Raw genomic sequence first — 22,722 nt, 5'->3', positions numbered from 1 at the left:
TCGGTGAGCTCTAACGCCCCACGTACCGCCACAAGATCGACTGGCTCCGTGCCGAGTTCTGCGATGCTTGACGGTTGTCGCTGGCGCCGGAGTGCCCGCCGTCGAGGTCCTCGTGGAACCAGATGTCCGCGAAGCCCATGTCCCGCATTTTCGCTGCCATCTTGCGTGCCTGCACGGGGCCCACGCGGTCGTCGCTGGTTGCGGTCCAGAAGTACGACGCCGGAGCTCGCCTCCCAGCTGAACCTTCCGTTGCGCTGTACTCGTTGGAGCCGAGGTTGGTATCGAGGAGGTGGTAGGCGGAGAAGGTCTTGATGAACTCCCATTCTTCGGGAAGATCGGGGTCACCGTACTCGGCCACCCACGAGTGGCCAGCCGAAAGCTTGGTGTAGCGGCGCATGTCCAGAAGTGGAACGCCGCACGAGATCGCGCCGAAGAGTTCGGGGTAGGTGGTGATCATGTTGCCCATGAGCAGACCGCCGTTGCTGCCACCGGACGCGGCAAGGCGTTCACGACGCGTCACTCCGCGCGAGATCAGATCTTGGGCGACGGCCGCGAAGTCCTCGTACGCGCGGTGACGCTTTTCCTTGAGCGCGGCCGAGTGCCAGCGCGGTCCGTATTCGCCGCCTCCGCGGATGTTCGCCACCACGTAGCTGGCTTTCCGGCCGGCCGGAGTTTCTCGTTGCAACCACGTAGCGCCGATCGACCCCAGATAGCTAGGGGATAGCGAGATCATGAATCCGCCGTAGCCGTTCATCAAGACGGGGTTGTCCCCGTCCAGCGGCATGTTCTTCGGCGAGATCTGGAAGTACGGAACGCGGATGCCGTCGGCGGAGACTGCAAAGTGTTGCGTGGCTTCGAATTCGGATGCATCAAAGAACGACGGCGCCTGCTTGATGAGCGCTGGTGGCTCGCTTTCAGCGGACCCCATTCCGTCAAGGCTTCCACGCAACAAAGTGGTGGGCGTCAAATGCCCGGTGGTGGTCAGCCAGAAGTCGTTGCCGTGCTCAGGATCTTCATCGTCAACGGCACCCACCGAAGTGCTGCTGAGCGGCGCACCCAGATCGAGCTCCCGTGTTTCCCAACCAGCAGCAGGATCTACCAACAAGATGCGTGAGGAGACGTCCCGCAGGATATTCAGGAGGAGGAAATCTTTCGTAAAGCTCCACCCCTCAAGCGAGGCCGCGTCGTCGGGCTCAAAAATCACCGTGAGCTCTCGCGAACCCGAGCGCCACGCCTCCCAATCCGCAACCACCAAAGAACCCGCAAGAATCGTGCGGCCCTCGAGCTCCCAATCCAGTCGCGGCGACACCAGCAACCATGAACGGTGCACATCCACGCTCGCGTCCTCGGGAACGTCGATGAGCTCCCACGATCCGTCGGGCTGCAGAATGTGGGTGCGCGACGTGAAGAAGTCCACGGCGTCCGTCGCGAACACGCGCTCAAATCCGCGCGTGGTGTCCTTGCCGACGGCCGCGAGGACGTGATCAACGGGAACGGAAAAGACCTCGGGTGCGTCCGCCAAAGAGCCGCCGCGTACGAGCCGTCGCACGGAGCGCGCGTAGCCGGACTTCGTCAATGAGTCAGGGCCGAAGTCGCTTGCGACGAACAGTGCATCCGGACCGTCCCACGTCACACTGGTTTTTGCCACCGGCAGCTCGAAGCCTTCGGGAGCCGGAACGAAAGACAACGTGGTCAAGGAAAACTCCCGAACGGTCACGGCATCGCCACCATCGGGGGAGAGCTTGACGAGCGCACGCTCGTAAGGAGCGTCAGCTAACTCCGGCTTCAAGAGCGTGGCGCCGGAAAACACCCACGCTTGATTCTCCGCCGCGGCCAACGCGTCAACGTCCAGCAAGATTTCCCACTCGGTGGTCTCCGCAACGTACGAATCCCACGTGGTGCGCCGCCACAGGCCACGCGGATGCTGGGCATCGCGCCAGAAGTTGTAGTAGTAGGAGCCGCGCTTCGTGACGCCCGGAATCTTGTCATCGGAGTCCAAGACAGACAAGATGGTGGCCGCGGTGGCCTCAAACTCTGCGTCCTGGAACGCGGCTTCCGTCTGAGCGTTCTGCTCTTTCACCCACGTCATGGCGCGCTCGGAGTGAATCTCTTCGAGCCACAAGTAGGAGTCGTGAGGCTCGTTGGCGAGGGTGGGTTGAGTAGGCTGGAGTGCAGAATCAGTCATAGTGACAGTCTAAGGATGAGACAGAATGCGCAAACCATTCCGAATTGCGGTGGTCGGGGCGGGACCGCGCGGAACGAGTTTCTTGGACCGCCTCGCGAATGCCCTCGAAGCGGACACCGTTTCCGACGCCGGAACGGACACCACCGAGATCGCCCCGCTCGAGATCGTGATTTTCGAGCCCTTTGAGCCAGGCCCAGGACACGTGTGGCGGACGGACCAGTCCCGCAACTTCCTCATGAACACTCCGGCCGTGTATCCCACGGCGTCTCCGGATTACAGCTTCGATCAGTGGCGCCAAGAGCACGCCGCCGAGCGTCCGGACATTGCCGCTCTGGGCCGCGGTTCCTACCCGCCGCGAGCGCTCTACGGCGAGTACTTGAGCGAAGTGGCGCAGCGTGCGTGCGAGAAGCTGCGTGCCCACCCGCGGGTACAGTCCCTCACGCATCGTCGGGCGGAAGTCACTTCCATGCGCGCCTCCGGCGAGTTGTACGTGCTCGAATATCGCGACGCCAGCAGTGCGGAACCGCAGCCGAACAACGCGACGCTAGCTGACGCCGTCGTACTTTCTGTGGGGCACGTGCCCGCGAAACTGAACCCGCGCCAGCAAGTCGCGGGCGAGCAAGCCGCGCAGTTGGGCCTCATGTACATCCCGCCGAATGTGCCGCCTGACGTGGACTGGAACGCAATTCCTGCGGGCGAGACGGTGCTGGTGCGCGGCCTCGGCCTGAATTTCTTTGACGCCGTCACGGAGCTGACCACCGGTCGCGGGGGCCGTTTCGTTGCGCCGGATGCTGCCGTGGAGGACGACGACGCAGCTCGCCCCGAGCGCGGACCTTTGCGGTATGTGCCGAGCGGGTTGGAGCCGCGCGTGTGGGCGGCGTCCCGCCGTGGTGCGCCGTATCGTGCGAAGGCAGCCGTGGACGCTTTTGTGCCGCCAAGTATTTCGCTGCGGTTCGTCACCGAGGAGTCCATTCGGGCAATCGCAGACGCCGGCGTTCCAGGTGAGCCCGCGGGCAAGTTGTCCTTCGGTGCGCACGTGTGGCCGCTGGTCCACCGCGATGTGTTGCGAACGTACTACCGCGTGTTGGCTGAGCAACGGCCGGAGCTCTTTGGCGGTTCCGAGGGTGCCGCATCATTTGTGGTTCGACTCGAGGAGCTCTTGGGAGCTCAGCGCGTGCACGGGCAAAAGGTATGGCTGACGTCCGTGCGTCGTCACGTGGAGCAGTGCGCTCCCGGTGCTGGTTGGTTGGATGTTCCCCGATTGGGTCACCCGTTTGGTGAGTGGGGATTTGAATCCGACGACGAGTACCAAGCAGCGGTGATCGCCTACTTGGACGAGGACGCGGAGTCCGCAGAGCGTGGCGAAGCCGATCCGCTGAAAATGGCGATCGGTGCCATGCACGCCGCTCGCATGCTCGTGAAGAAGCTTGTGGCCGAGGGCGTTTTTGATGACGTCACGTACCAAGATGACATTCTGCGTTCGTTCGAGCCGCTCGTGGAAGGTTTGGCTTCCGGGCCGCCCGTGCAGCGCATCCGCGAACTGGCCGCGCTTGCTCGAGCTGGAGTGGTCCATTTCATCGGGCCAGAACCCACGTTTACCTTGGACGAAGAACGGGGCATTTTCAGTGCCGAGTCGCCGTGGGTGGATGTTGCACCTGTGGAATCCAAGGTCATGTTGGAGGCCATGATGCCTGCCAACCGTGTAGCCAAGACGGACTCCACGCTGCTTCGCCAGTTACAGGATGACGATCTGGCTCAACCGCGGCCCATGCTCACCGAAGACGGCGAGTTCGCGCCCGGTGCTGGCTTCCACGTGACCGAGCGTCCGCACCGATTGATCGGACGCTACGGAGACGTTCACGAGGGCGTCTTTGTTCTGGGACTTCAGCTGGCATCTGTGCAGTGGGGTACCGCTATTGCGGCCGAGGCCGGAGGCGATCCTGACGGCAACGCTCGAACGCTCGGGGACGCGAGCGCGGCGGCTGAGGCCATCCTGGAACAGGCCCAATAGCTCGAGAGTCCCATGCGCATGATCGACTCGTAGCTGGAGTTGCGTCAGCGTCGCTTCCGCGCCCTCGCCCACCCTATGTGCGGCCAGTTCTCTACAGCTCCGCGGCGTTTTTCTGTCGAGAAGTGTTCTCGCATAGGAGCGGATCTCGCGCTGATCACGCAAAAGGCGGCCGCCAGCTCCACCTGAGTGGAACCGGCGGCCGCCGTCGTAATTTCAAGGAAATCTACGGAGCCTACGGACGTACTGGCTTCGGCGAATTCTTCGTTACTTCAAAGCCCACGATCACTGGATCGTGATCCGACGCCCGGTATGGGGTTGGAGCGTAGAAGTTCGTGGCGTTGTAGTTGTAACGGCTGTACTCGAGAGCAATTGGCTCGTCAGCGTTGATGTTCCAGATATCAACGCCAGTCACGAGCTGGTTTGCTGCTGGAGAAGCCAGGATGTGATCCAAGGATCCAACGAGACCGTCAAAGAGGTAGGTGTAGTCACCAGTCTTGGCGTTCTGGTTGATGTAGCCGGCCTCGTAGAGGACCTGCATTGCATCCTCTTGCGTGTAGGAGTTGAAGTCACCGGTCAAGAACACCTTGTCCGTGTTGCGCTCCAGCTTCAAGGAATCGGCAAACTTCACGAGAGCCTCGGCCTGAGCTACGCGAGCTGCGCTCCAGCCGCCCTGACCGTTGTCAGCGTTCTCGCCCGTGGAAGGAGCGGAACCCTTGGACTTGAAGTGGTTCACCACTGCGAGGAAGCGGGTCTTCGAGTTGCCGCCCACCTTCTGGAAAGCCTGAGCCAATGGCTGACGTGCGTTGCTGAACGCAGGATCATCCAAGATGACGGATTCGTCCACGGTCTTCACCACGGAAGGCTTGAAGATGAAGGCCGTACGGATGACATCCTCGGAAGCTGGAAGTGCTTCTGGGCTGCGGACGTAATCCCACGTGCCAGGGCGGTCAGCGTTCAACGCGGCCACCAAGGTAGCGAGTGCTTCGTCGCGGTCCTTACCGAAGGCTGCAGAGTTCTCGATTTCTTCGAGGGACACTACGTCAGCGTCAAGGCCGTTGATTGCGGCAACAATCTTGTCCTGCTGGCGCTGAAGGTTCTCAGCGTTTGCAGCTCCGCGGGCCAAGCAGCCTCCGCTGACCGTGATGGGGTTACCGGCACGATCGCGGTAGTAGGTGCAACCGGTGAGCTGGTCGCCCGTGGTGGTGAAGTAATTCAGCACGTTGAACGAAGCGATCTTGACGTTGCCGCCCACTTCATCCGGAGCCGCGGTGCGGGTGTTCGTGAATGTTGCAGGCTGGACGCTTGCGGCGTTGGAAGCAGTCAGCTGCGTGAGCGGCTGGAACTTCCAGGTGCTGTTGCGGTAGTCCAAAATGACGTCCGTCGCGAACTGCACAGGAGCGCCTACGCGGATCGGTGCTTCCTCGGTGAGGTATGGCAACGCGATGGACTTGTTGGCGTTGGAGAGGAAGTTGGTGGTGGCACCATCATCCAAAGTGACCGAGCGCTGGTAGTTCTCCACGGCCAAGTCGGCGGCCGCTGCGGAGCCTGGAGCCTCCACGTCGGTGGGCTGCACCAAGGTGGTAGCGCCGTCCACCAGATCCGAGGTTCCAAACGCCAAACCGATTTCCGCGTACTGGTTCAACGAGTAGTTATCGGCAACGGTGTACTCGCCCTGTGGGTCAAACACCATGCCTTCAACGCGTTCGCGCTCGGCGTCCGTGGTGGGCCACGCGATGGTCAGTGGCTTGATGGCCTCAGCTGGTTCGGTCAACTGCTTGACGCCACCGGCGGATACCTTGAGCTGCGTGAGGTTGAAGTACTCGGCTGGCTCGCCGGTGACTTCAACGTAGTCGCCGATCTGAACCTCATCCACCGTGGCGGAGGAGTAGACGAAGATGCCCTCGGAAGCAGCTGGCAACGAGTCGCCGCCAGTGCCAGGGGTCTGCAAGTAGTAGCCATTGAAGCCGCCGGTCGGGTACACGGCCGTGACGATGCCCCGGGTGCGAACGTCGCTAGCCGGCAATGGCGTAGTGGTTCCCGTGCCTTGGATCTCGGCGATGGTCTTCAACGGTGCTTCGGTGTCCCCGCCTGGAGTTTCGCCGCCGGTGGTGCCAGCGTTGGCAGTTCCAGGGGTGATGGTGGGGGAGAGGACGAAGTCGTTGGCGTTGTGGTCAGTGTCAACGAAATTGGTGCGGTTGACGGACTTTACATCCGTGGTGGACGACGGCGACTGGGCGGCCACCGTCTCAAAGGTATTTGAGGTGCCGTACCCCAGTAGGTCAACAACCTGTGCGTTGTTGGTGATGGAACCGGTAGGAAGGCTGATGGCCGACGCGGAACGCGTGAGGACGAGGGTTCCGTTGGTTCCGGACGGGTTGATGCCCGTCGTCGCGCCGACGTTTGGAAGGTCCGCGCCGTTGGTGCCGTTGGTTCCGCCCTTGATGACGAAGTAGCCCTTGGCAGGAACCGTTCCGGTCAGCTGGAAGTTGCCGGGGTTCGAAGTTCCGGTAGCGGAGCGGTACGCGATGCTGTAGTTCCCATCCAAGGTGATGGCCTGGGAGGTGGGGTTGTAAAGCTCGATGAACTTGTTCTTGAAGGCTGCACCGGCGGATCCGCCGGAAAGGTAAGCCTCGTTGATGATCAGATCGGTTCCGGAAACGTTAGCGGAGACGGTGACGGCCGGGGCGAGAGCGCCCGCTGGAGCCGTGAAACCAAGAGCTAACGTTGCCGCTGCGGCCAGCGCGGTGCCGGCCTTCAGAAGAGATGAACGCACGATTCGTGTCCTTCAATTGCGGTGTGGAGAGAGTGCTTTGATACCACCACCGGAGGGTGAACATCAGGTTAAGGACACGCGAACTCGCCGGTAACTCAGGCGCCACCGTTCGTCCGTACGTCGGCAAAACTTTCAGCACATTCCGCTGAAACCTGCACTGACAAGCGCAAAGATAAAGGTCCCACGACGCTTACGCCGCGGGACCTTTCGTAAAAATTCTTTCAGTGGCGCAAACGCCCGCTACTCAGCGACCGAGGGATCGGCGTCGTATGTGGCGCCCTCGATGTGCTGCTGCAAACGGAAGCGAGCGCCCGTGGAATCAGCAACCGCAGCTACGCGACCGAAGTTCGTGTCTGCCGCCGGCTCAAGCACTTCGCCACCCAACTCGAGAAGCTTCGCGATGGTTTCATCCACGCTTTCCACGTTGATGTAGATCTGCCAGAAACCAGGCACCTCCTCGGGAAGGAAACCGCTACCGTCCATGAGGCCCGCTGCAGCTTCGGGGCCATCGCCCAGAGTGGCGTAGCGGAACTCATCAGAGTCCGCCATCATATGAACATCCCAACCGAAGGCCTTTTCGTAGAATGCCTTCGAAGCTGCAAAGTCCTTCGTCAGGGCTTCAAGCCAAGCGATCGCTCCGGGCTCGGCAAGCACCTCGAAGCCGGGGTGAGATTCTGGCTGCCACGAACCCACGAACTCGCCGCCGGGGGACAAGAAGCCGCCCATCCAGCCGTACGGGGCCACGTGCATGGGCTCGAGCGCCACGGTGCCGCCTGCCTCGGTCACGCTTGCTGCTGTCGCTTGGGAATCTTCGGTGTGGAGGTACACGCTCCACGTGTTGGCGAATCCGCCCATCTCGGCAACGTAGGGGTAGAGCGCGGCGACGCGCTTACCGTTGAGGAACGCGGTGGTGTAGTTGCCGTACTCGTCGGCGTCGCCTTCAAAGGTCCAGCCGAAGAGTTCGCCGTAGAACTTCTTGCTTGTCTCAATGTCTGACGTAGACAGGTCTGCCCAGATAGGGTTGCCTGGTTTGATGTTGCTAACTTCCATGATGAAGATTCTCTCGCTTGGAGGGAGATGCAGCGGTCATGCTCATTCTGCACGAACCGCCTAGTCAGAAGCAACGAAAAGAGGGAAGCAACGTCAGTGACGCTACTTCCCTCGATATTTCGCGGATGGTAAGGGATTTGAACCCTTGGTACGGGGTTACCGCACACTAGTTTTCAAGACTAGCTCCTTCGGCCGCTCGGACAACCATCCAGCCCAATTACTGTAGTGAATCACAGACGGGATGTCGATTTGAAACCCTACGCAAGCAGGCGTCGTCGTCATCCATCACAGCAACGGAAGGCACCCGCATGATCCCCGGCACCATGAAAGCCATCGAATTTACCGCAGGCGGCGGACCTGAAGTGATCAGCGTCGTTGAGCGGCCCGTCCCGCAGCCCGGTCCTGGTGAGGTCCTCGTGAAGGTGGCCGCGGCGGGTCTGAACCGCGCGGATTCACAACAGCGCAAGGGCTTTTACCCGCCACCGCCGGGAGCCTCCGACATTCCGGGTCTAGAAATTTCCGGCACTATCGTGGCGCGCGGCGAGGGTGCTACCCAGTACGACGACGCAGCTGAAGTCTGTGCCCTCCTTACTGGAGGTGGGTATGCAGAATTCGCGGTGGTGCCGGAGGGGCAACTGTTCCCGGTGCCGCGCGGCGTGAGCCTGGTGGAGGCTGCGGCATTGCCTGAGGTTGCCGCCACGGTGTGGTCGAATCTGGGGATGACCGCTGGCGTTCAGGCGGGGGAGTGGGTACTCATTCATGGTGCCTCCGGCGGCATCGGAACCATGGCCGTCCAAGTCTGCGCGCTGCTGGGTGCCAAGCCGATCGTCACCGGAAGCTCCGCGGAGAAGCTGAATTACGCCCTCGGGCTGGGTGCGGTAGCGGCGATCAACTACCGCACGGAGAACTTCGCAGAACGCGTTCAGGAGATTACAGAGGGGCACGGCGCGGACGTGATCCTCGACGTGGTGGGTGCCAAATATTTGCAGGACAACGTAGCGTCCCTCGCGGTGGACGGCCGCATGGTGGTCATTGGGCTGCTGGGCGGAAGGGTTGCCGAGCTGGATTTGGGCCAAGTGTTGAGTCGGCGTCTTTCCATTCTGGGAACCACGTTGCGGGCACGGCCGCTCGAGGCGAAAGCGCGGATCGTAGCTGCGACTTTGGAGCACGTGTGGCCACTCATCGAGTCAGGTCAGGTGACGATTCCGGTGGATAATACCTTTGCCTTGGCGGATGCTCGGGCAGCACACGAGTACTTCGACGCCGGCGACTTCCTCGGGAAAGTGTTGCTAACTGTCGAGTAACTAGGGTGCGTTCGTGATCGACGTCTTGCTTCTGCTGGCGTACTCTCTTTGGTGTAGTTGCGGAATTGTCAAGGGGATAAGACGCCGCAACAAGTACCAAATTTCATCACACACCGTTGTTTGAGGAGAGTCGTGAGTACACCAACATCGCAGGCTCAATTGCCACCAGCTGGCGTTGATCCTGAAGTCCTCGAGGCTGAGGACAAAAAGTGGACTCCCATGAAAATTGCTATCTGGGTTGCTATTGCACTCATCGGTGGCATCGCGTGGGGCGTTCTAGCCATTTCTCGCGGCGAAACGATCAATGCCATTTGGTTCGTTTTCGCTGCTGTTGCAACCTACTTGATTGCCTACCGCTTCTACTCGAAGTACATCGAGAAGAAGATCACCCAGCCGGATGACTTCCGTGCAACGCCGGCAGAGTACAAGTCCAACGGCAAAGACTTCATGCCCACGGACCGTCGCGTGCTTTTCGGACACCACTTCGCAGCTATCGCCGGCGCCGGCCCACTTGTTGGACCTGTGCTTGCCGCACAGCTTGGCTACTTGCCAGGTACGCTCTGGATCATCATCGGCGTGATCCTCGCCGGTGCCGTGCAGGACTACTTGGTCATGTTCTTCTCGATGCGCCGCGGCGGTCGTTCGCTGGGCCAGATGGCTCGCGAAGAGCTGGGTCTCATCGGTGGCACCGCAGCCCTACTGGCGACCTTGACCATCATGATCATCATCGTGGCCATCTTGGCCCTCGTGGTGGTTAACGCACTGGGTGAATCTGCGTGGGGCGTGTACTCCGTGGCTCTCACCATTCCTATCGCCCTCTTCATGGGCATCTACTTGCGATACATCCGCCCGGGCAAGGTCATGGAAATCTCCGTGATCGGCTTCGTGCTGTTGATGTTCGCGATCATCTCCGGCCGCTGGGTTGCCGAATCCGAATGGGGTTCCGCACTCTTCCACCTGGACCGCCCGGTCATTGCTTGGGCCATCATCATCTACGGCTTCGTGGCCGCAGTGTTGCCCGTGTGGCTCTTGTTGGCACCTCGCGACTACCTCTCCACGTTCATGAAGATCGGCGTGATCGCTCTGCTGGCGATCGCCATCATTGTGGTGCGTCCCGAGATCTCCGTCCCAGCGTTCTCTGAGTACGCTTCCCGCACAGACGGACCGGTTGTTGCCGGCCCGCTCTTCCCGTTCTTGTTCGTGACGATTGCCTGTGGTGCCCTCTCCGGGTTCCACGCGCTCATCTCCTCCGGCACCACCCCGAAGCTCGTTGAAAAGGAACGCCAGACGCGTTTCTTGGGCTACGGCGGCATGCTCATGGAATCCTTCGTTGCCATCATGGCCCTTGTTGCTGCTATCTCGATTGACCGCGGCATCTACTTCGCTATGAACTCCTCGGCGGCCGCCACCGGCGGAACCGTGGAAGGCGCCGTAGCGTTCGTGAACTCGCTGGGATTGGTCGGCGTGAACCTCACGCCGGACGTCCTGACCGAGCTCGCCCGCAACGTGGGCGAAGAGTCCGTGGTGTCCCGTACTGGTGGCGCTCCAACGCTTGCCGTGGGTATTGCGCACATCATGAACCAGTGGTTCGGCGGCACCGCCATGATGGGCTTCTGGTACCACTTCGCCATCATGTTCGAGGCGCTGTTCATCCTCACCGCTGTGGACGCTGGAACTCGTGTTGCCCGCTTCATGCTCCAGGATGCCCTCGGCAACTTCATCCCGAAGTTCAAGGACACCTCATGGCGACTGGGTGCATGGATTTGTACCGCATTGATGGTAGCTGGTTGGGGTTACATCCTGATCCTCGGCGTCACCGATCCGCTCGGCGGCATCAACACGTTCTTCCCGCTCTTCGGTATCGCTAACCAGTTGTTGGCGGCGCTCGCGCTCGCAGTTGTCATGACCATCGTGGCTCGCCGCGGCAACTTCAAGCACCTCTGGGTGGTTATTGTTCCGCTGGTCTTCGCGACCGTTGTCACCACCGTGGCCTCGCTCTACAAGATCTTCTCGCCGGTTCCGGCTATTGGTTACTGGGCGCAAAATGCTGCCTTCCGCAAGGCGCTCGATGAGGGCAAGGAAAGCTTCGGCACCGCCAAGACCGTAGAAGCCATGGAAGCCGTGGTCCGCAACACCACGGTCCAGGGCACGCTCTCGATCATCTTCTTGGTGCTGACGCTCACCGTGATTGTCACGGCCATCATCGCTACCATCCGCAGCTTCCCGAACGGTCGCGGCGATGAAACCGAAGATCCCGTAGTGGAGTCCCGCATCTACGCACCAGCTGGTGTGATTTCCAGCCCTGCGGAGAAGGAACTCGAGAAGCAGTGGGCCAATCTTCCCGCCGAACTGCAGCCAACTCGGGCAAAGCACTAACGAGCGATCACGTAATTGCTGTGAATCCCGCACACCACGGGAGATCAGATTCTAGGAGGTTCATCATGACGGTTAGCGAGCTCTTCCGCGGAAGCGCCACGCAGCTTGTTTCGGGTGCCAAAGCGCTCTCCGATTACTTCGAGGGCGTCTTGGGCGGGGACAAGTACAAGAGGTATTTGGAGCACCATTCCAAGCACCACCCGGACGAGCCTCCCGTGAGCGAACGCCAGTGGTGGCGGGATTACAACAAGTGGCAGGACGATAACCCGCAAGGCCGATGCTGCTAAATCCCGCAGAATTGCCTGTGCGTCAGCCATAATCAAATATCACTCGCATTAACTCGGGCCTCACTTCGGATACTACGAAGTGAGGCCCGATGTGTTTTCTCAGTTTCAGACCGCACCGTTGCTCGTGGAATGCTTGAGGGCATGGCACGTGGAATTTTCGGCACATGGCGAGCGAATCGGCGGGAAGCGAAAGAGCTCGGCAACGGAGTATGGCGCCGCGCCCACGATCGGTACGTGCGAGCGTTAGACCGCTTCCACCAGATCCTGGAGCAGGAAGCATTTACCGAAGAGAACGCCGAATTCCACAACGCCATGGTGTCCCTAGCCAACGAATGCGTTGATGTTTTGCCGAGCGTGCGCGCCATTTGCGTCCGCGCTCAAGAGCTGTGGCCCAGCGAGGAGAACAATATCCCCGGTCCCGGCGTGGAAATTCACCGCGAACTTTCGCATACTGCGAACGACCTCGCCCAAGCCGCCCAGGCACTTGCGATGGCTTTCCTGCAAAAATCGAGCGGCGTCGTCGTACTAGATCCGCAGGAATCCGCGGAAAGTGGGCCAGCCGCGAGCGTGCGCAGGCGCGTCGCTGCCGTCACGGACGGTGTGGAGCGCGCGGAAGCGAAGCTCGCCGCGGTGGCATGATGAACGAATGAGTGAAATTACATCCCCCAAACTCACCTTCTCCGACGGCAACACCATTCCCCAGTTGGGCTTTGGCGTGTGGCAGGTCCAAGATGACGTCGCCGAGCGCGTCGTTACCGAGGCTTTCGAAGCTGGCTACCGCCACATCGACACCGCACGCATCTACGGAAACGAAGCAGGCGTAGGCCGTGCCATCAAGGCATCCGGTCTTTCCCCTGAAGAACTTTTCATCACCACCAAGATCTGGAACGCAGACCACGGCTATGACAACGCCCTCCGTGCGTTCGACGCCTCCATGGAGCGTCTGGGTCTCGATACCCTTGACCTGCTCTTGATTCACTGGCTGGTTCCGGCCAAGGGCAAGCACGTGGAAACGTGGAAGGCGCTCGTGGAACTGCAGAAGCAGGGCCGCGTGAAGTCCATCGGCGTCTCCAACTTCTCGATCCCAGCGCTCGATGAAATCGTCGCCGAGACCGGAGTTTCTCCGGTCATCCACCAGCTTGAGACGCACCCGCACTTCCAGCAGCGCGAGATCGCAGCGTACGAAGCCAAGCACAATATCCTGCACGAGTCCTACTCGCCGCTCGGCTCCGGAAAGGGCCTTTTGGACGAGCCAGTCTTCGCCGAAATCGGTGCCCGCGTGGGCGCTACCCCGGCGCAGGTTGTCATCGCGTGGCACCTTGCGAAGGGCTTCGTGGTCATTCCAAAGTCCGTCACTTCAGCCCGCATCCGCGAGAACTTCGAAGCCGTGAACGTGACGCTGTCCGCTGAGGACATCGCGCTGATCGATGCCCTGGATAAGGACACCGCCGGACGCGTGGGCGCTGACCCGCTGACGGCTAACTTCGAGTAAACCTCGTAGCTGATCGATACCCCTCCCGGGCGCTAACTAGCGCTGACTGGGAGGGGTATCGTTTTTCTATGACTGAGTACGCCGGAACCTTTCTTGACCAGGCCGCTGGCTTCCGTGGGTTTGAGCGAAACTGAGGCGCGACAATCCGGCCGTTCCGTTCTGGTGACGTCGGTGCCGGTGGCTTCTATCGCGGTCATGCCGCGTCCGAAGATTGTGGGGGACCCTCGCGGACTCATCAAGTTCTTGGTGGATGCGGAGTCGCACCAGATTCTGGGTGCCACGCTCTACTGCGTGGATTCTCAGGAGCTCATCAACGCGGTGTTTGCCCAGCTCAAGCCGTTGTCTTAAAGTCTTCCGCACTTCGTCGAAGACGTAACAAAGTAGTTGGCTGATTAAAGGTCGAAACCCCGGGATCCGTTCGCTATCCCGGGGTTTCTATGGAGCCCCAAGCCAGAATCGAACTGGCGACCTTTTCATTACGAGTGAAACGCTCTACCGACTGAGCTATTGGGGCTGAGCGGCCGTGGCCGCGAGAAATAACTTTACTTGACCCTGGGCAGTTCGGTCAAAACGGGATAAGCTGCCGGCAGTTGGACGTTTTGCGTGTTTGAAGTGGCAGCATGTGAGTTTTTGAAAAGGTGAACGGTGGCGAACTCCGGGGACAGAGAAAGCAAGCTTCGTCTCGAAGCCATCGAATGGTTATCCATGGTCACGGACAACGGCCGGCTTCCCCTGACACGCGAGGAAATCGCCGAGTTCAGATTCGAGGGCGAGAAGTTTCGGCTCATCGATCAGTCACGCGGGATCTGGCGACCCAAAGGTTTTGAAGGTGCACTGACCATCGTGACCACCTTCCGCGAACCGGGAAAAGAGCGTCCCTATGAGGACGAGATTGGTCAAGACGGTCTGCCTCGGTACATGTGGGAAGGGGACGATCCGTTCCTCTTCACAAATGTGGCTCTGCGGACATCCATGCAACGTCAGATGCCGATGATCTGGTTTGTGGGAATTGGTCGCGCGCCAGCAAGGTACCAAGTAGTTGCCCCAGTGTTTTTAGTGGACGAAGAGGCACACTTACAGAGATTCGTGGTGGCACCGATGGACGCCTCGGCCATCATCCCGGACGTCGTGGGCCAGGAAAGCCCCATCCAAGAAACCATGCGGCGCTACTTACGTACCGAGACAACCATACGATTGCACCAGCCCGTCTTCCGGGCGTCCGTGCTGCGTGCCTACGAGACCCGGTGCGCGGTCTGCAACCTGGGGCACTACCAGCTTCTTGATGCGGCACACATCATGCCGGATCGGCATGATGTTGGAATCGCCTCTGTGGTCAACGGGATGGCGCTGTGCAAGATTCACCACGCCGCTTTCGATTCAAACATTCTCGGCGTCACACCGGACTTCGTAGTGAAGATCCGGCCGGATCTCTTGGAAGAGATCGACGGGCCGATGCTGCAGCACGGACTAAAAGAGCTGCACAACAATAAGCTCATGAAGCTACCGGAAAATAAGAAAGAGCAACCGCGTAAAGATCTGTTGGAGCTGGCCTACGAACGGTTTACTTCCGCAGGCGCAGCGTAAATCGACATCGACGTTAGAACGCGTTAGCGCTTTAGCAGGTCAGCCCGTCCTGCGGCACGGTGCCCTCTACGAAGTACGTGTCGACGGCGTCCGTGATGCACGGGTTGGAGCGGCCGTAGGCGGTGTGGCCTTCGCCCTCGTAGGTGACCAGGACGGAGGTCTTTAGCTGCTCGTTGAGCGACTTCGACCATTCGTACGGGGTGGCTGGGTCGCCGGTGGTGCCGATGATGACAATCGGGGCGGCGTTATCCGCTGAGGCAGGGGCCGGGGTGTTCGTTGCTTCTACAGGCCAGTTGTTACACATGAACCCGCCGAAGGCCAAGAATCGACCCAGCACGGGGGAGGCTTCCACGAGCTCGTCGTACTCGGCGCTCATTTGCGCACGGGTTGCCCCGCGCGGGTAATCCAAGCAGTTCACGGCGTTGAACGCGTCCTCTTGGTTGCCGTTGTACGTACCGTTGTCCTCGCGGCCGGCCGAAGCATCGGCGAGCGCCAAGATGTTGTCACCGTTGTCATCGTTGATGATGTCCGTGAGCGCCAGCGAAAGTAGCGGCCACAAGGAATCCTCATAGAACGGCGTGATGAAGCCGTTGACGAACTGCGTCACGGACACTTCACGGTCCATGTTCGTCGGAATTGGCTGCTCAATCACGGAATCGATCACCGAGATCAGCTGTTCGCGGGCATCGTCCACGGAACCTTCGAACGGGCAACTAGCCGCATCAGACAAGCAGTCCTCAAGGTACGCGGTGATGGCGTTCTCGAAGCCCTTGGCCTGGCCGATAGTAATTTCGCTTTCGTTCAGCGAAGGATCCATGGCGCCGTCCAGCACCAGCTTGCCGGTGTTCTCTTGGAACAAGCCGGCGTAGGTGGCGCCCAGCTTGGTGCCGTAGGAATAGCCTAAATAGTTCAGCTTGGAATCACCGAGGGCATCGCGCAAAATATCCAGATCACGCGCGGAGCTTGCCGTATCCACGAAACCCAAAATCTTGCTGGACTTCTCCGCACACTTGGCCGTGTATTCCTTGACGGAGTCCTCCACGAAGTCCATGTAGGCGGTGGTGTTCTCCGGCTCGGTGTTATCCGTGGCAGCTTCATCCCGTTCCGCATCCGTCAGACATTCCACGGCTTCGGAACGCGAAATTCCGCGCGGGTCAAAACCCACCACGTTGAAATTCTTCTTCAACGTCTCGCTAAACATGGCACTACCGGAGGCCACCAGATCCACGCCGGAAGCGCCTGGACCACCCGGGTTGATGATGATCGAGCCTTGCGCCGTATCAGTGGCCTTCAAGCGGTTGACGGCGATGGAAATGCGCTCGCCAGCAGGGTTCTTGTAATCGAGCGGCACTTCAACGTTCGCGCACTCCAGATTCCCGCACTTCTCCCATTCGGGCTGCTGGCCGTAGTAATCCTCAAGCCCAGCGGGGGCCGCAGGCAATGACGACGCCGCAGCTTGCGTCGTCGTAGTAGCCGTGGCGGACGCGCCGCTTCCGCTAGCGGACGAGGAGCCGTTCGAAGAACCGGGCACGCACGCGGTCAGCGCGAGCGTCACGCTTCCGATCAGGGCGGCCAGTTTCACGCGGGTCTTGGTCACGAGCGGACTCCTTGCGAGGTCGAATAGGTGGAGTGCTGAGAAATCAGGGAGACCATCATGGCCTCGACCGCCATGAGCGGGTTCACGTTGGACGTGATGTGGTGGCGAGCCAAGGAGATCGCGTCAATGTGCGCGAGGGTGTCCGTGGCGCTCGAACGGTTCGCAACATCCTGCAACTGATCCCGCAAGTGCTCGTTGATGAGCTCTTCGTTGGTGTCGAGCTGCAACGTGAGAATGTCCCGGTACACGGTGGCAACATCTAACAGCGAGCGGTCCAAAGAGTCGTGGATGCCACGGCGAGCGCGACGCTTGCGAGTCTCTTCGATGTTCTTGAACTGCGAGCGCAGCTGCGGCGGAATGGTGGCGTCCGCTTCGATGCCGAACGCGGTGCGGAGTCCGCGTTCTTCCTCGGCTGCGCGATCATCTGCGGAGGACGTCGCCTCAGCGGTGGCAAGGTCTACGAGGGTGCCGGCTGCACGGACGGCGTCGGACGCCGACTTCAAAGCAAACGGAATTCTGACGGTGGTTTCACGACGCTTCCGTGTTTCTTCGGAGCGTGCGAGGCGGCGGGCAATACCGATGTGGCCTTGGCTGACGCGGGCTGCGAAGTCGGCTTGTTCGGGGGAGAGCCCGTCGCGGCGGATCAACAGTTCGGTGACGGATTCACGGCTGGGCACGCGTAGGTTCACGTTGCGGCAACGCGAACGAATGGTCACGAGCACGTCGGCGGGACTGGGAGCGCACAGGATCCATACCGAATGCGGTGGTGGCTCCTCGATGGCCTTGAGCAGCACGTTGGTGGTGCGCTCGGTCATGCGATCGGCGTCTTCCATGATGATGACGCGCCAAGCGCCCGAGGCCGGGCGGTCTTGAGCTTTGGTGATGAGCTCGCGGACGTCTTCGATCATGTAGGTGACGTTCTCGGTGACCACGGTGGTGACGTCCGGGTTGGAATCGGCCAACACGGTCCGGCAGGCGTGGCATTCTCCACATCCGGTGCCGCGCTCGCAGAGAAGCGCCGCGGCGAACGCTCGGGCGGCGTTGGAACGTCCCGATCCGGGCGGACCGGTCATGAGCCACGCGTGAGTGGGGGAGCCGCTCTCTGCGGCCCGCCGAAGTTGTTCTACCGCGTGCTCTTGGCCGGGTAGGTCATCCCAGACGCTCACGGCGTGCTGACCTTGGACGCATGCGTGGAGAGGAACTCTTTCACTCGCGCGAAAACCTTCTTCTCAAGTGTCACGGAGTCATCGAGGGCGTTGAGGACCAGATACCGCTCTGGGGCGGCCGCGGCCAGATCCAGGAAAGCGTTGCGGATACTCGCGTGGAAGTCATCCGGTTCGGACTCCAGCCGGTCCTCGGTGGCGTTATCGCGAAGGCGACGCGCGCGACCGGCCACCGGATCAATGTCCAGCACCACGGTCAGGTCTGGAACCAGACCGGAAGTGGCCCATGTGTTCAACGCCAAGACCTTGTCCGTGCCCAACCCGCGACCCACGCCTTGATAGGCCACGGACGAGTCGATGTAGCGGTCACAAATAATGTCCGTGCCTTCAGCCAAGGTGGGGCGCAGAACCTGTTCGACGTGAGCGGCGCGTGAAGCCGCGAACATGAGCGCCTCGGTGCGCGCATCCACCGTGCCATTACCGTGATCCAAGATCAGACCACGAAGCTTTTCGCCCACCACAGTGCCGCCGGGCTCGCGGGTTCGCAGTACGTGGCGGTCCATGGCCTCCAAGCTGGCAGCCAGTAGGGCGGCCTGCGTGGACTTGCCGGCGCCGTCTCCACCTTCAAAGACAATGAACATGCCGCGGCGCGCAGAGGCCGCAGTGGTGGAGGAGTTGTCGCGGGCATCCGTCAGAGATGCATCCGCGCTGGAAGAAGCAGGATCGCCAGTGTGCACCCTTACAGACTATCGGTCAATACCCGGGCCGCCCGGCTTGTCCACAACCGGACCACAAAAAACTTGAAGTATTCTGGCGGCATGCAGAACCCTGAGTTGTCGCCGGAGTCCCTCGTTGTCTCGTTGGGACGCCCGCCTCACGAACTCGATGCGCCGGTAAACCCGTCCATCACCATGACGTCCACCTATGTGGGCGCGCTGACTCCCGGCGCGGACGAGCGCGTGTATGCGCGTTTCTCCAACCCCACGTGGGATCCGTTCGAGGAGGCGCTGGGGACGCTCGAAAAAGCCAGCTCTGCGGCGCTTTTGTATGCGTCGGGCATGGCGGCGATCGCGGCGGCGTTCAACTTAGTTCCGCTCGGCGGCACCATTGTGCTCCCGCAGACGGCGTACAACGGCACGCTCTCGTTGGCGCAGCAGAAGGAGAAGGCTGGCCACTTCTCGGTGCGGATCGGGCCCATCGCGGATACCGACGCTACCGTTGCCATGCTCGATGGCGCCGACGTGCTGTGGATCGAGAGCCCCACGAACCCCATGCTCGAAGTCGCTGACATTGCCGCCCTTGCGAGCGCCGCAAAAGAGCGCGGCATCCTGACCATCGTGGATAACACGTTCGCCACCCCGCTCGTTCAACAGCCCCTCACCCAGGGCGCTGACGTGGTGGTTCACTCGGTGACGAAGTTCCTGTCCGGTCACTCGGACGTCATCCTTGGCGCCATCGTTTGCGCCGACCCCGAGATCCGCAAGCGCCTGCACGGCGAACGCACGCTTCAGGGCGCCATTCCCGGTCCGTTTGAGGCGTGGCTTGCCCTACGTGGTTTGCGCACGCTGTCCGTTCGCGTGGAGAAGGCGATGGCCACTGCGGGCGAGCTCGCACGACGTCTCGAGGGACACCCCAACCTCGACTCGGTCCGCTACCCGGGCCTGCCCTCCGACCCCGGATTCGAGCGCGCCAGAGCCACGATGAGCGGTTTCGGTGCGGTCCTCGGAATCTATGTCAAGGGCGGGGCTGAGGCTGCGGAACGGTTCCTGCAGGCCTTGCAGTTATGGACCCCGGCTACCAGTTTGGGTGGGGTGGAGTCCCTTGCAGAACGACGACGCCGCCACGCTTCCGAGCCCGATTCCGTTGCGGACAATATGGTGCGGTTGAGCGTCGGAATTGAGAACGTCGACGATTTGTGGCTGGACCTGGATCAGGCGCTTCGCGCGTCTAGCTAGGTCTTCGCACACATTCGGCGGGAACTGCCTAGACTGGTGCTGTGGCTCTAGCTCTCCTTTTCGAATACTACTTGTTGCTCGCTCTCGCGATCGTAGCCCTCGGCCTAGCCTTGTGGTCGCTCGTGGACTGCCTCATGCGCCCAGCAGCTCGCTTCGCTCAAGAAGGCAAGCGCACCAAGGGTTTCTGGACCGGTCTCACGGTTGCCGCCACGTTCGCCACTCTTCTGGGGCTGTTCTCGCCTGGCGGGATCTTCCAGCTTGTGGGCGCCTGCATCGCTTGTGTCTACCTCGCTGACGTCCGTCCCGCAGTGAGCGGCCGCGGCGGGTACTACAACTACTAGTCCGCCAGCACTACTAATCCGCTCGTACGGCGTCCCAAGCGACCGTCAGTTCTCCAAGGCGCCACCGCGTCACCCCACCGATGATCGGCCATCCCTGATTTTTCAAGGATTCGCACATGCGAATCCACCGTTGCCGCGCCCCAAAAGCGCCGACTGGAGCGGCAACCAGCCACGCGTCGTCGCAGGCCTTGAGGAACTCATGAATGCGCTCCCCGGGAACATTGCGGTGGATAAGAGCTTTCGGGAGTCGTTCGGCGGCGTCGGACGGTAGCTCAAAGGAACCAAAGCGCATCGCAATCGTCAACGACTCCGGGCCACCCTCACGCAACGCAACCCAGGTCGCCACCCGACCAATCTCGTTACACGTGCCCTCAATGACTAACCCGCCCGGAGCCAACCGGGCTGTCATCCGCGTCCAGATCGCGGCGACGTCGTCCTCTTGATACTGCCGCAGCACGTTGAACGCGCGCACCACCAGCGGGCGCTGCGCAGTGGCTAGCTCAAAGCCGCCCACCGCGAAATCGAGGCCCTCGCGCGCTGACTGCTGCGCCAACAGCACACGATCCTTTTCGATCTCCAAGCCGGTCACGTGGGCGGTGGGATTGATAGCGCGAATAGCTTCAAACATCTCGAGCGTTGTGACAGGGGAAGCGCCAAAACCCAGATCCACTGCGAGGGGTGAAGGGGTGCCGCGCAAGAGTGCGCTGTGGGTGCCAGTGAGCCAACGATCCACCCTCCGCATGCGGTGCGGGTGCGTGGTGCCGCGCGTGACATTTCCTACGGGCGCGCCGACATGTGTGTCCTTACTGAGTCTTTCTGCTTTGCGCACCACGGCGACCATTTTAGGATGAGGACATGACTCATACGTTGATCTTGCTCCGTCACGGCCAGTCCGAGTGGAATGAAAAGAACCTTTTCACCGGTTGGTATGACGTGACGCTGACCGAAAAAGGCCGAAACGAAGCAACGCGCGGCGGTGCGCTCTTGCGCGAAGCCGACCTGCTTCCTGACGTTCTTCACACCTCGCTCTTGAAGCGAGCCATCATCACCGCGAACCTGGCCCTCGAAGAAGCGGACCGTTCGTGGATCCCGGTGAACCGTTCATGGCGCCTCAACGAACGCCACTACGGCGCGCTGCAGGGCAAGGACAAGACTCAGATCCGCGACGAGTTCGGTGAAGAGCAGTTCATGGTCTGGCGCCGTTCGTACGACACCCCACCACCAGCGCTCGCCGACGACTCCGAGTTCTCCCAGATCGGCGATCCTCGCTACGCAGACCTGGGCGGCGACGCCCCACGCACCGAGTGCCTTAAGGACGTGCTCGAGCGCATGCTTCCATACTGGGAAGAGAACATCAAGGCTGACCTCGCCGCAGGCAAGACGGTATTGGTGACCGCGCACGGCAACTCGCTGCGCGCGCTCGTGAAGCACCTCGACGGCATCTCTGATGACGATATCGCCGGCCTGAACATTCCTACCGGCATCCCGCTGGTCTACGAATTGGATGAGGACTTCCGTCCCACTGGCCCAGGCAAGTACTTGGACCCGGATGCAGCAGCGGAAGCAATTACCGCTGTCGCCAACCAGGGCAAGCACTAACACTTGGACTCTTGCATCTGAGGATGCGAAGAGTACCTAAAAACTGCGGACGCTCGCGAGGTAAATCCACGAAGCACCGGCGTAAGCCGGTCGGTTGTTGGGGGACTTCGCGGGCGTCTGCTCTCTTTTGCCCTCAGGTGTTGAGACGGAGCTTTGCGTCGAGAACGAACTTAAAAGGTTGGCCCCAGACTCCTCAAGGAGCCCAGGGCCAACAAATATCTAGAGTGCTACGCAACCATGTGGACGGTTCGGGACTAATTAGTCCTGGTCGAGAGCCGCGCTGAGCTCTGGATCCCATTCGCCGGTCACCAAGTAGTTCACCTTGCGAGCTACGGAGACGCCGTGGTCAGCGTAACGCTCGAAGTAACGGCTGGTCAGGGTTGCATCGGCGGTCACCGGTGCGGACTCGGCCCATTCGGCTTCGGCGACGGCGCGGAAAACAGAAGCGTGGAGCTTGTCAACGCTGGTGTTCAACGCGATGATTTCGCTAGCAATGGTGAGGTCGCGGGTCTCGAGCAACTGCGTCACCTTGTGAGCAATCTCGATGTCCAAGCGAGCCATTTCCTTGAACGTGTCTACAAGACGGGCTGGAGCAACCTGGTTGGGGTAACGCAAACGGGTGAGCTGCGCGATGTGACGAGCAAGGTCACCCATGCGCTCCAAAGAAGCGGACATACGCAGGGAACCGACGATCATACGCAAGTCCGAGGCGACGGGGCCCTGGAGCGCGAGGACGTCGATAGCTCGCTCATCGAGGGAGTTCTGGAGGTAGTCAATACGCTGGTCAGCGGCGATAACCTCTTGGGCAATATCCGTATCTGCAGTTTCAAAGGAGGCGTAGGCGCGCTCCATTGCTTCAGCAACCAGCTTGGACATTTGGATCAGTTCGTCACCAATGGACTTCAGCTCAGCCTGAAATACTTCGCGCACGATTCTTCCTTTCATTGGAAGAGGCAGCAAAAGACTCACAGTCCGCTGCCTCGCTACTTCGCAACACTGACATTA

The 22,722-nt window shown here is 60.8% G+C and carries 19 protein-coding genes and 2 tRNA genes; 11 read left to right on the top strand and 10 right to left on the bottom strand.

Features of this window, described 5'->3' with window-relative positions:
* Positions 1–10: 10 nt before the first annotated feature.
* Positions 11–2,185, bottom strand: coding sequence for a prolyl oligopeptidase family serine peptidase (locus HD598_RS05370; protein ID WP_183664327.1), 2,175 nt, complete (start codon positions 2,183–2,185; stop codon positions 11–13).
* A 25-nt stretch (positions 2,186–2,210) separates the two neighbouring features.
* On the opposite strand from HD598_RS05370, the gene HD598_RS05365 reads away from it, so the two are divergent.
* Positions 2,211–4,196: an FAD/NAD(P)-binding protein gene (locus tag HD598_RS05365; protein WP_183664325.1), complete on the top strand. Its 1,986-nt coding sequence runs from the start codon at positions 2,211–2,213 to the stop codon at positions 4,194–4,196.
* A 232-nt stretch (positions 4,197–4,428) separates the two neighbouring features.
* Here the strand turns inward: HD598_RS05365 and HD598_RS05360 are convergent, their stop codons facing one another.
* From HD598_RS05360 to HD598_RS05350, 3 genes are all read right to left on the bottom strand, one after another.
* On the bottom strand, positions 4,429–6,969 hold the full coding sequence (locus HD598_RS05360; RefSeq protein ID WP_311538964.1) for an ExeM/NucH family extracellular endonuclease: 2,541 nt from the start codon (positions 6,967–6,969) through the stop codon (positions 4,429–4,431).
* A 240-nt stretch (positions 6,970–7,209) separates the two neighbouring features.
* Complete coding sequence (locus tag HD598_RS05355) at positions 7,210–8,019, bottom strand: VOC family protein (protein WP_183664323.1); 810 nt, start codon at positions 8,017–8,019, stop codon at positions 7,210–7,212.
* 122 nt (positions 8,020–8,141) lie between these two features.
* Positions 8,142–8,229 (bottom strand) — tRNA-Ser (locus tag HD598_RS05350).
* Positions 8,230–8,342: 113 nt separating this feature from the next.
* Here HD598_RS05350 and HD598_RS05345 point away from each other — a divergent pair.
* The 6 genes from HD598_RS05345 (at position 8,343) to HD598_RS05320 (ending at position 13,826) form a co-directional block, all read left to right on the top strand.
* Positions 8,343–9,323, top strand: coding sequence for an NAD(P)H-quinone oxidoreductase (locus tag HD598_RS05345; RefSeq protein ID WP_183666620.1), 981 nt, complete (start codon positions 8,343–8,345; stop codon positions 9,321–9,323).
* A 132-nt stretch (positions 9,324–9,455) separates the two neighbouring features.
* A complete protein-coding gene (locus HD598_RS05340; RefSeq protein WP_311538963.1) occupies positions 9,456–11,699 on the top strand; it encodes a carbon starvation CstA family protein in 2,244 nt (747 codons plus the stop codon).
* A gap of 65 nt (positions 11,700–11,764) precedes the next feature.
* Positions 11,765–11,986, top strand: coding sequence for a YbdD/YjiX family protein (locus HD598_RS05335; protein ID WP_183664321.1), 222 nt, complete (start codon positions 11,765–11,767; stop codon positions 11,984–11,986).
* Between the two features lie 141 nt (positions 11,987–12,127).
* Positions 12,128–12,625, top strand: a complete 498-nt coding sequence (locus tag HD598_RS05330) for a hypothetical protein (RefSeq protein ID WP_183664319.1) — start codon at positions 12,128–12,130, stop codon at positions 12,623–12,625.
* A gap of 7 nt (positions 12,626–12,632) precedes the next feature.
* A complete protein-coding gene (locus HD598_RS05325; RefSeq protein ID WP_071894153.1) occupies positions 12,633–13,478 on the top strand; it encodes an aldo/keto reductase in 846 nt (281 codons plus the stop codon).
* Positions 13,479–13,571: 93 nt separating this feature from the next.
* Positions 13,572–13,826, top strand: coding sequence for a hypothetical protein (locus HD598_RS05320; protein ID WP_071894152.1), 255 nt, complete (start codon positions 13,572–13,574; stop codon positions 13,824–13,826).
* A 90-nt stretch (positions 13,827–13,916) separates the two neighbouring features.
* On the opposite strand, the gene HD598_RS05315 is transcribed toward HD598_RS05320, so the two are convergent.
* A tRNA-Thr gene (locus HD598_RS05315) sits at positions 13,917–13,992 on the bottom strand.
* Between the two features lie 131 nt (positions 13,993–14,123).
* Between HD598_RS05315 and HD598_RS05310 the strand changes: the two genes are divergently transcribed.
* Complete coding sequence (locus tag HD598_RS05310; RefSeq protein ID WP_311538962.1) at positions 14,124–15,062, top strand: HNH endonuclease; 939 nt, start codon at positions 14,124–14,126, stop codon at positions 15,060–15,062.
* A 31-nt stretch (positions 15,063–15,093) separates the two neighbouring features.
* Here the strand turns inward: HD598_RS05310 and HD598_RS05305 are convergent, their stop codons facing one another.
* The 3 genes from HD598_RS05305 to tmk are packed head-to-tail and all read right to left on the bottom strand — an operon-like array spanning position 15,094 to position 18,463.
* A complete protein-coding gene (locus HD598_RS05305) occupies positions 15,094–16,659 on the bottom strand; it encodes an alpha/beta hydrolase (protein WP_183664317.1) in 1,566 nt (521 codons plus the stop codon).
* On the bottom strand, positions 16,656–17,825 hold the full coding sequence (locus HD598_RS05300) for a DNA polymerase III subunit delta' (RefSeq protein WP_183664315.1): 1,170 nt from the start codon (positions 17,823–17,825) through the stop codon (positions 16,656–16,658). The genes HD598_RS05305 and HD598_RS05300 overlap by 4 nt, the downstream gene beginning before the upstream one ends.
* Positions 17,822–18,463: a dTMP kinase gene (tmk, locus tag HD598_RS05295; RefSeq protein ID WP_183666614.1), complete on the bottom strand. Its 642-nt coding sequence runs from the start codon at positions 18,461–18,463 to the stop codon at positions 17,822–17,824. The genes HD598_RS05300 and tmk overlap by 4 nt, the downstream gene beginning before the upstream one ends.
* 177 nt (positions 18,464–18,640) lie before the next feature.
* Between tmk and HD598_RS05290 the strand changes: the two genes are divergently transcribed.
* Positions 18,641–19,777, top strand: a complete 1,137-nt coding sequence (locus HD598_RS05290; protein WP_183664313.1) for a trans-sulfuration enzyme family protein — start codon at positions 18,641–18,643, stop codon at positions 19,775–19,777.
* Between the two features lie 41 nt (positions 19,778–19,818).
* Positions 19,819–20,118: a DUF2516 family protein gene (locus tag HD598_RS05285; protein ID WP_071894148.1), complete on the top strand. Its 300-nt coding sequence runs from the start codon at positions 19,819–19,821 to the stop codon at positions 20,116–20,118.
* 13 nt (positions 20,119–20,131) lie between these two features.
* Here HD598_RS05285 and HD598_RS05280 read toward each other — a convergent pair whose 3' ends face one another.
* Positions 20,132–20,959 (bottom strand): class I SAM-dependent methyltransferase, encoded by an 828-nt coding sequence (locus HD598_RS05280; protein ID WP_183664311.1) that lies wholly within the window; start codon positions 20,957–20,959, stop codon positions 20,132–20,134.
* 14 nt (positions 20,960–20,973) lie between these two features.
* Between HD598_RS05280 and HD598_RS05275 the strand changes: the two genes are divergently transcribed.
* A complete protein-coding gene (locus HD598_RS05275) occupies positions 20,974–21,717 on the top strand; it encodes a phosphoglyceromutase (RefSeq protein WP_183664309.1) in 744 nt (247 codons plus the stop codon).
* 258 nt (positions 21,718–21,975) lie between these two features.
* Here HD598_RS05275 and phoU read toward each other — a convergent pair whose 3' ends face one another.
* On the bottom strand, positions 21,976–22,647 hold the full coding sequence (phoU, locus tag HD598_RS05270; RefSeq protein ID WP_183664307.1) for a phosphate signaling complex protein PhoU: 672 nt from the start codon (positions 22,645–22,647) through the stop codon (positions 21,976–21,978).
* Positions 22,648–22,722 lie beyond the last annotated feature (75 nt).

The organism is Neomicrococcus aestuarii, from assembly GCF_014201135.1.
Classification (GTDB): Bacteria; Actinomycetota; Actinomycetes; order Actinomycetales; family Micrococcaceae; genus Neomicrococcus; species Neomicrococcus aestuarii.
The sequence above is the reverse complement of the archived record's forward strand: the minus strand, read 5'-3'. Positions and strand labels throughout refer to the sequence as shown.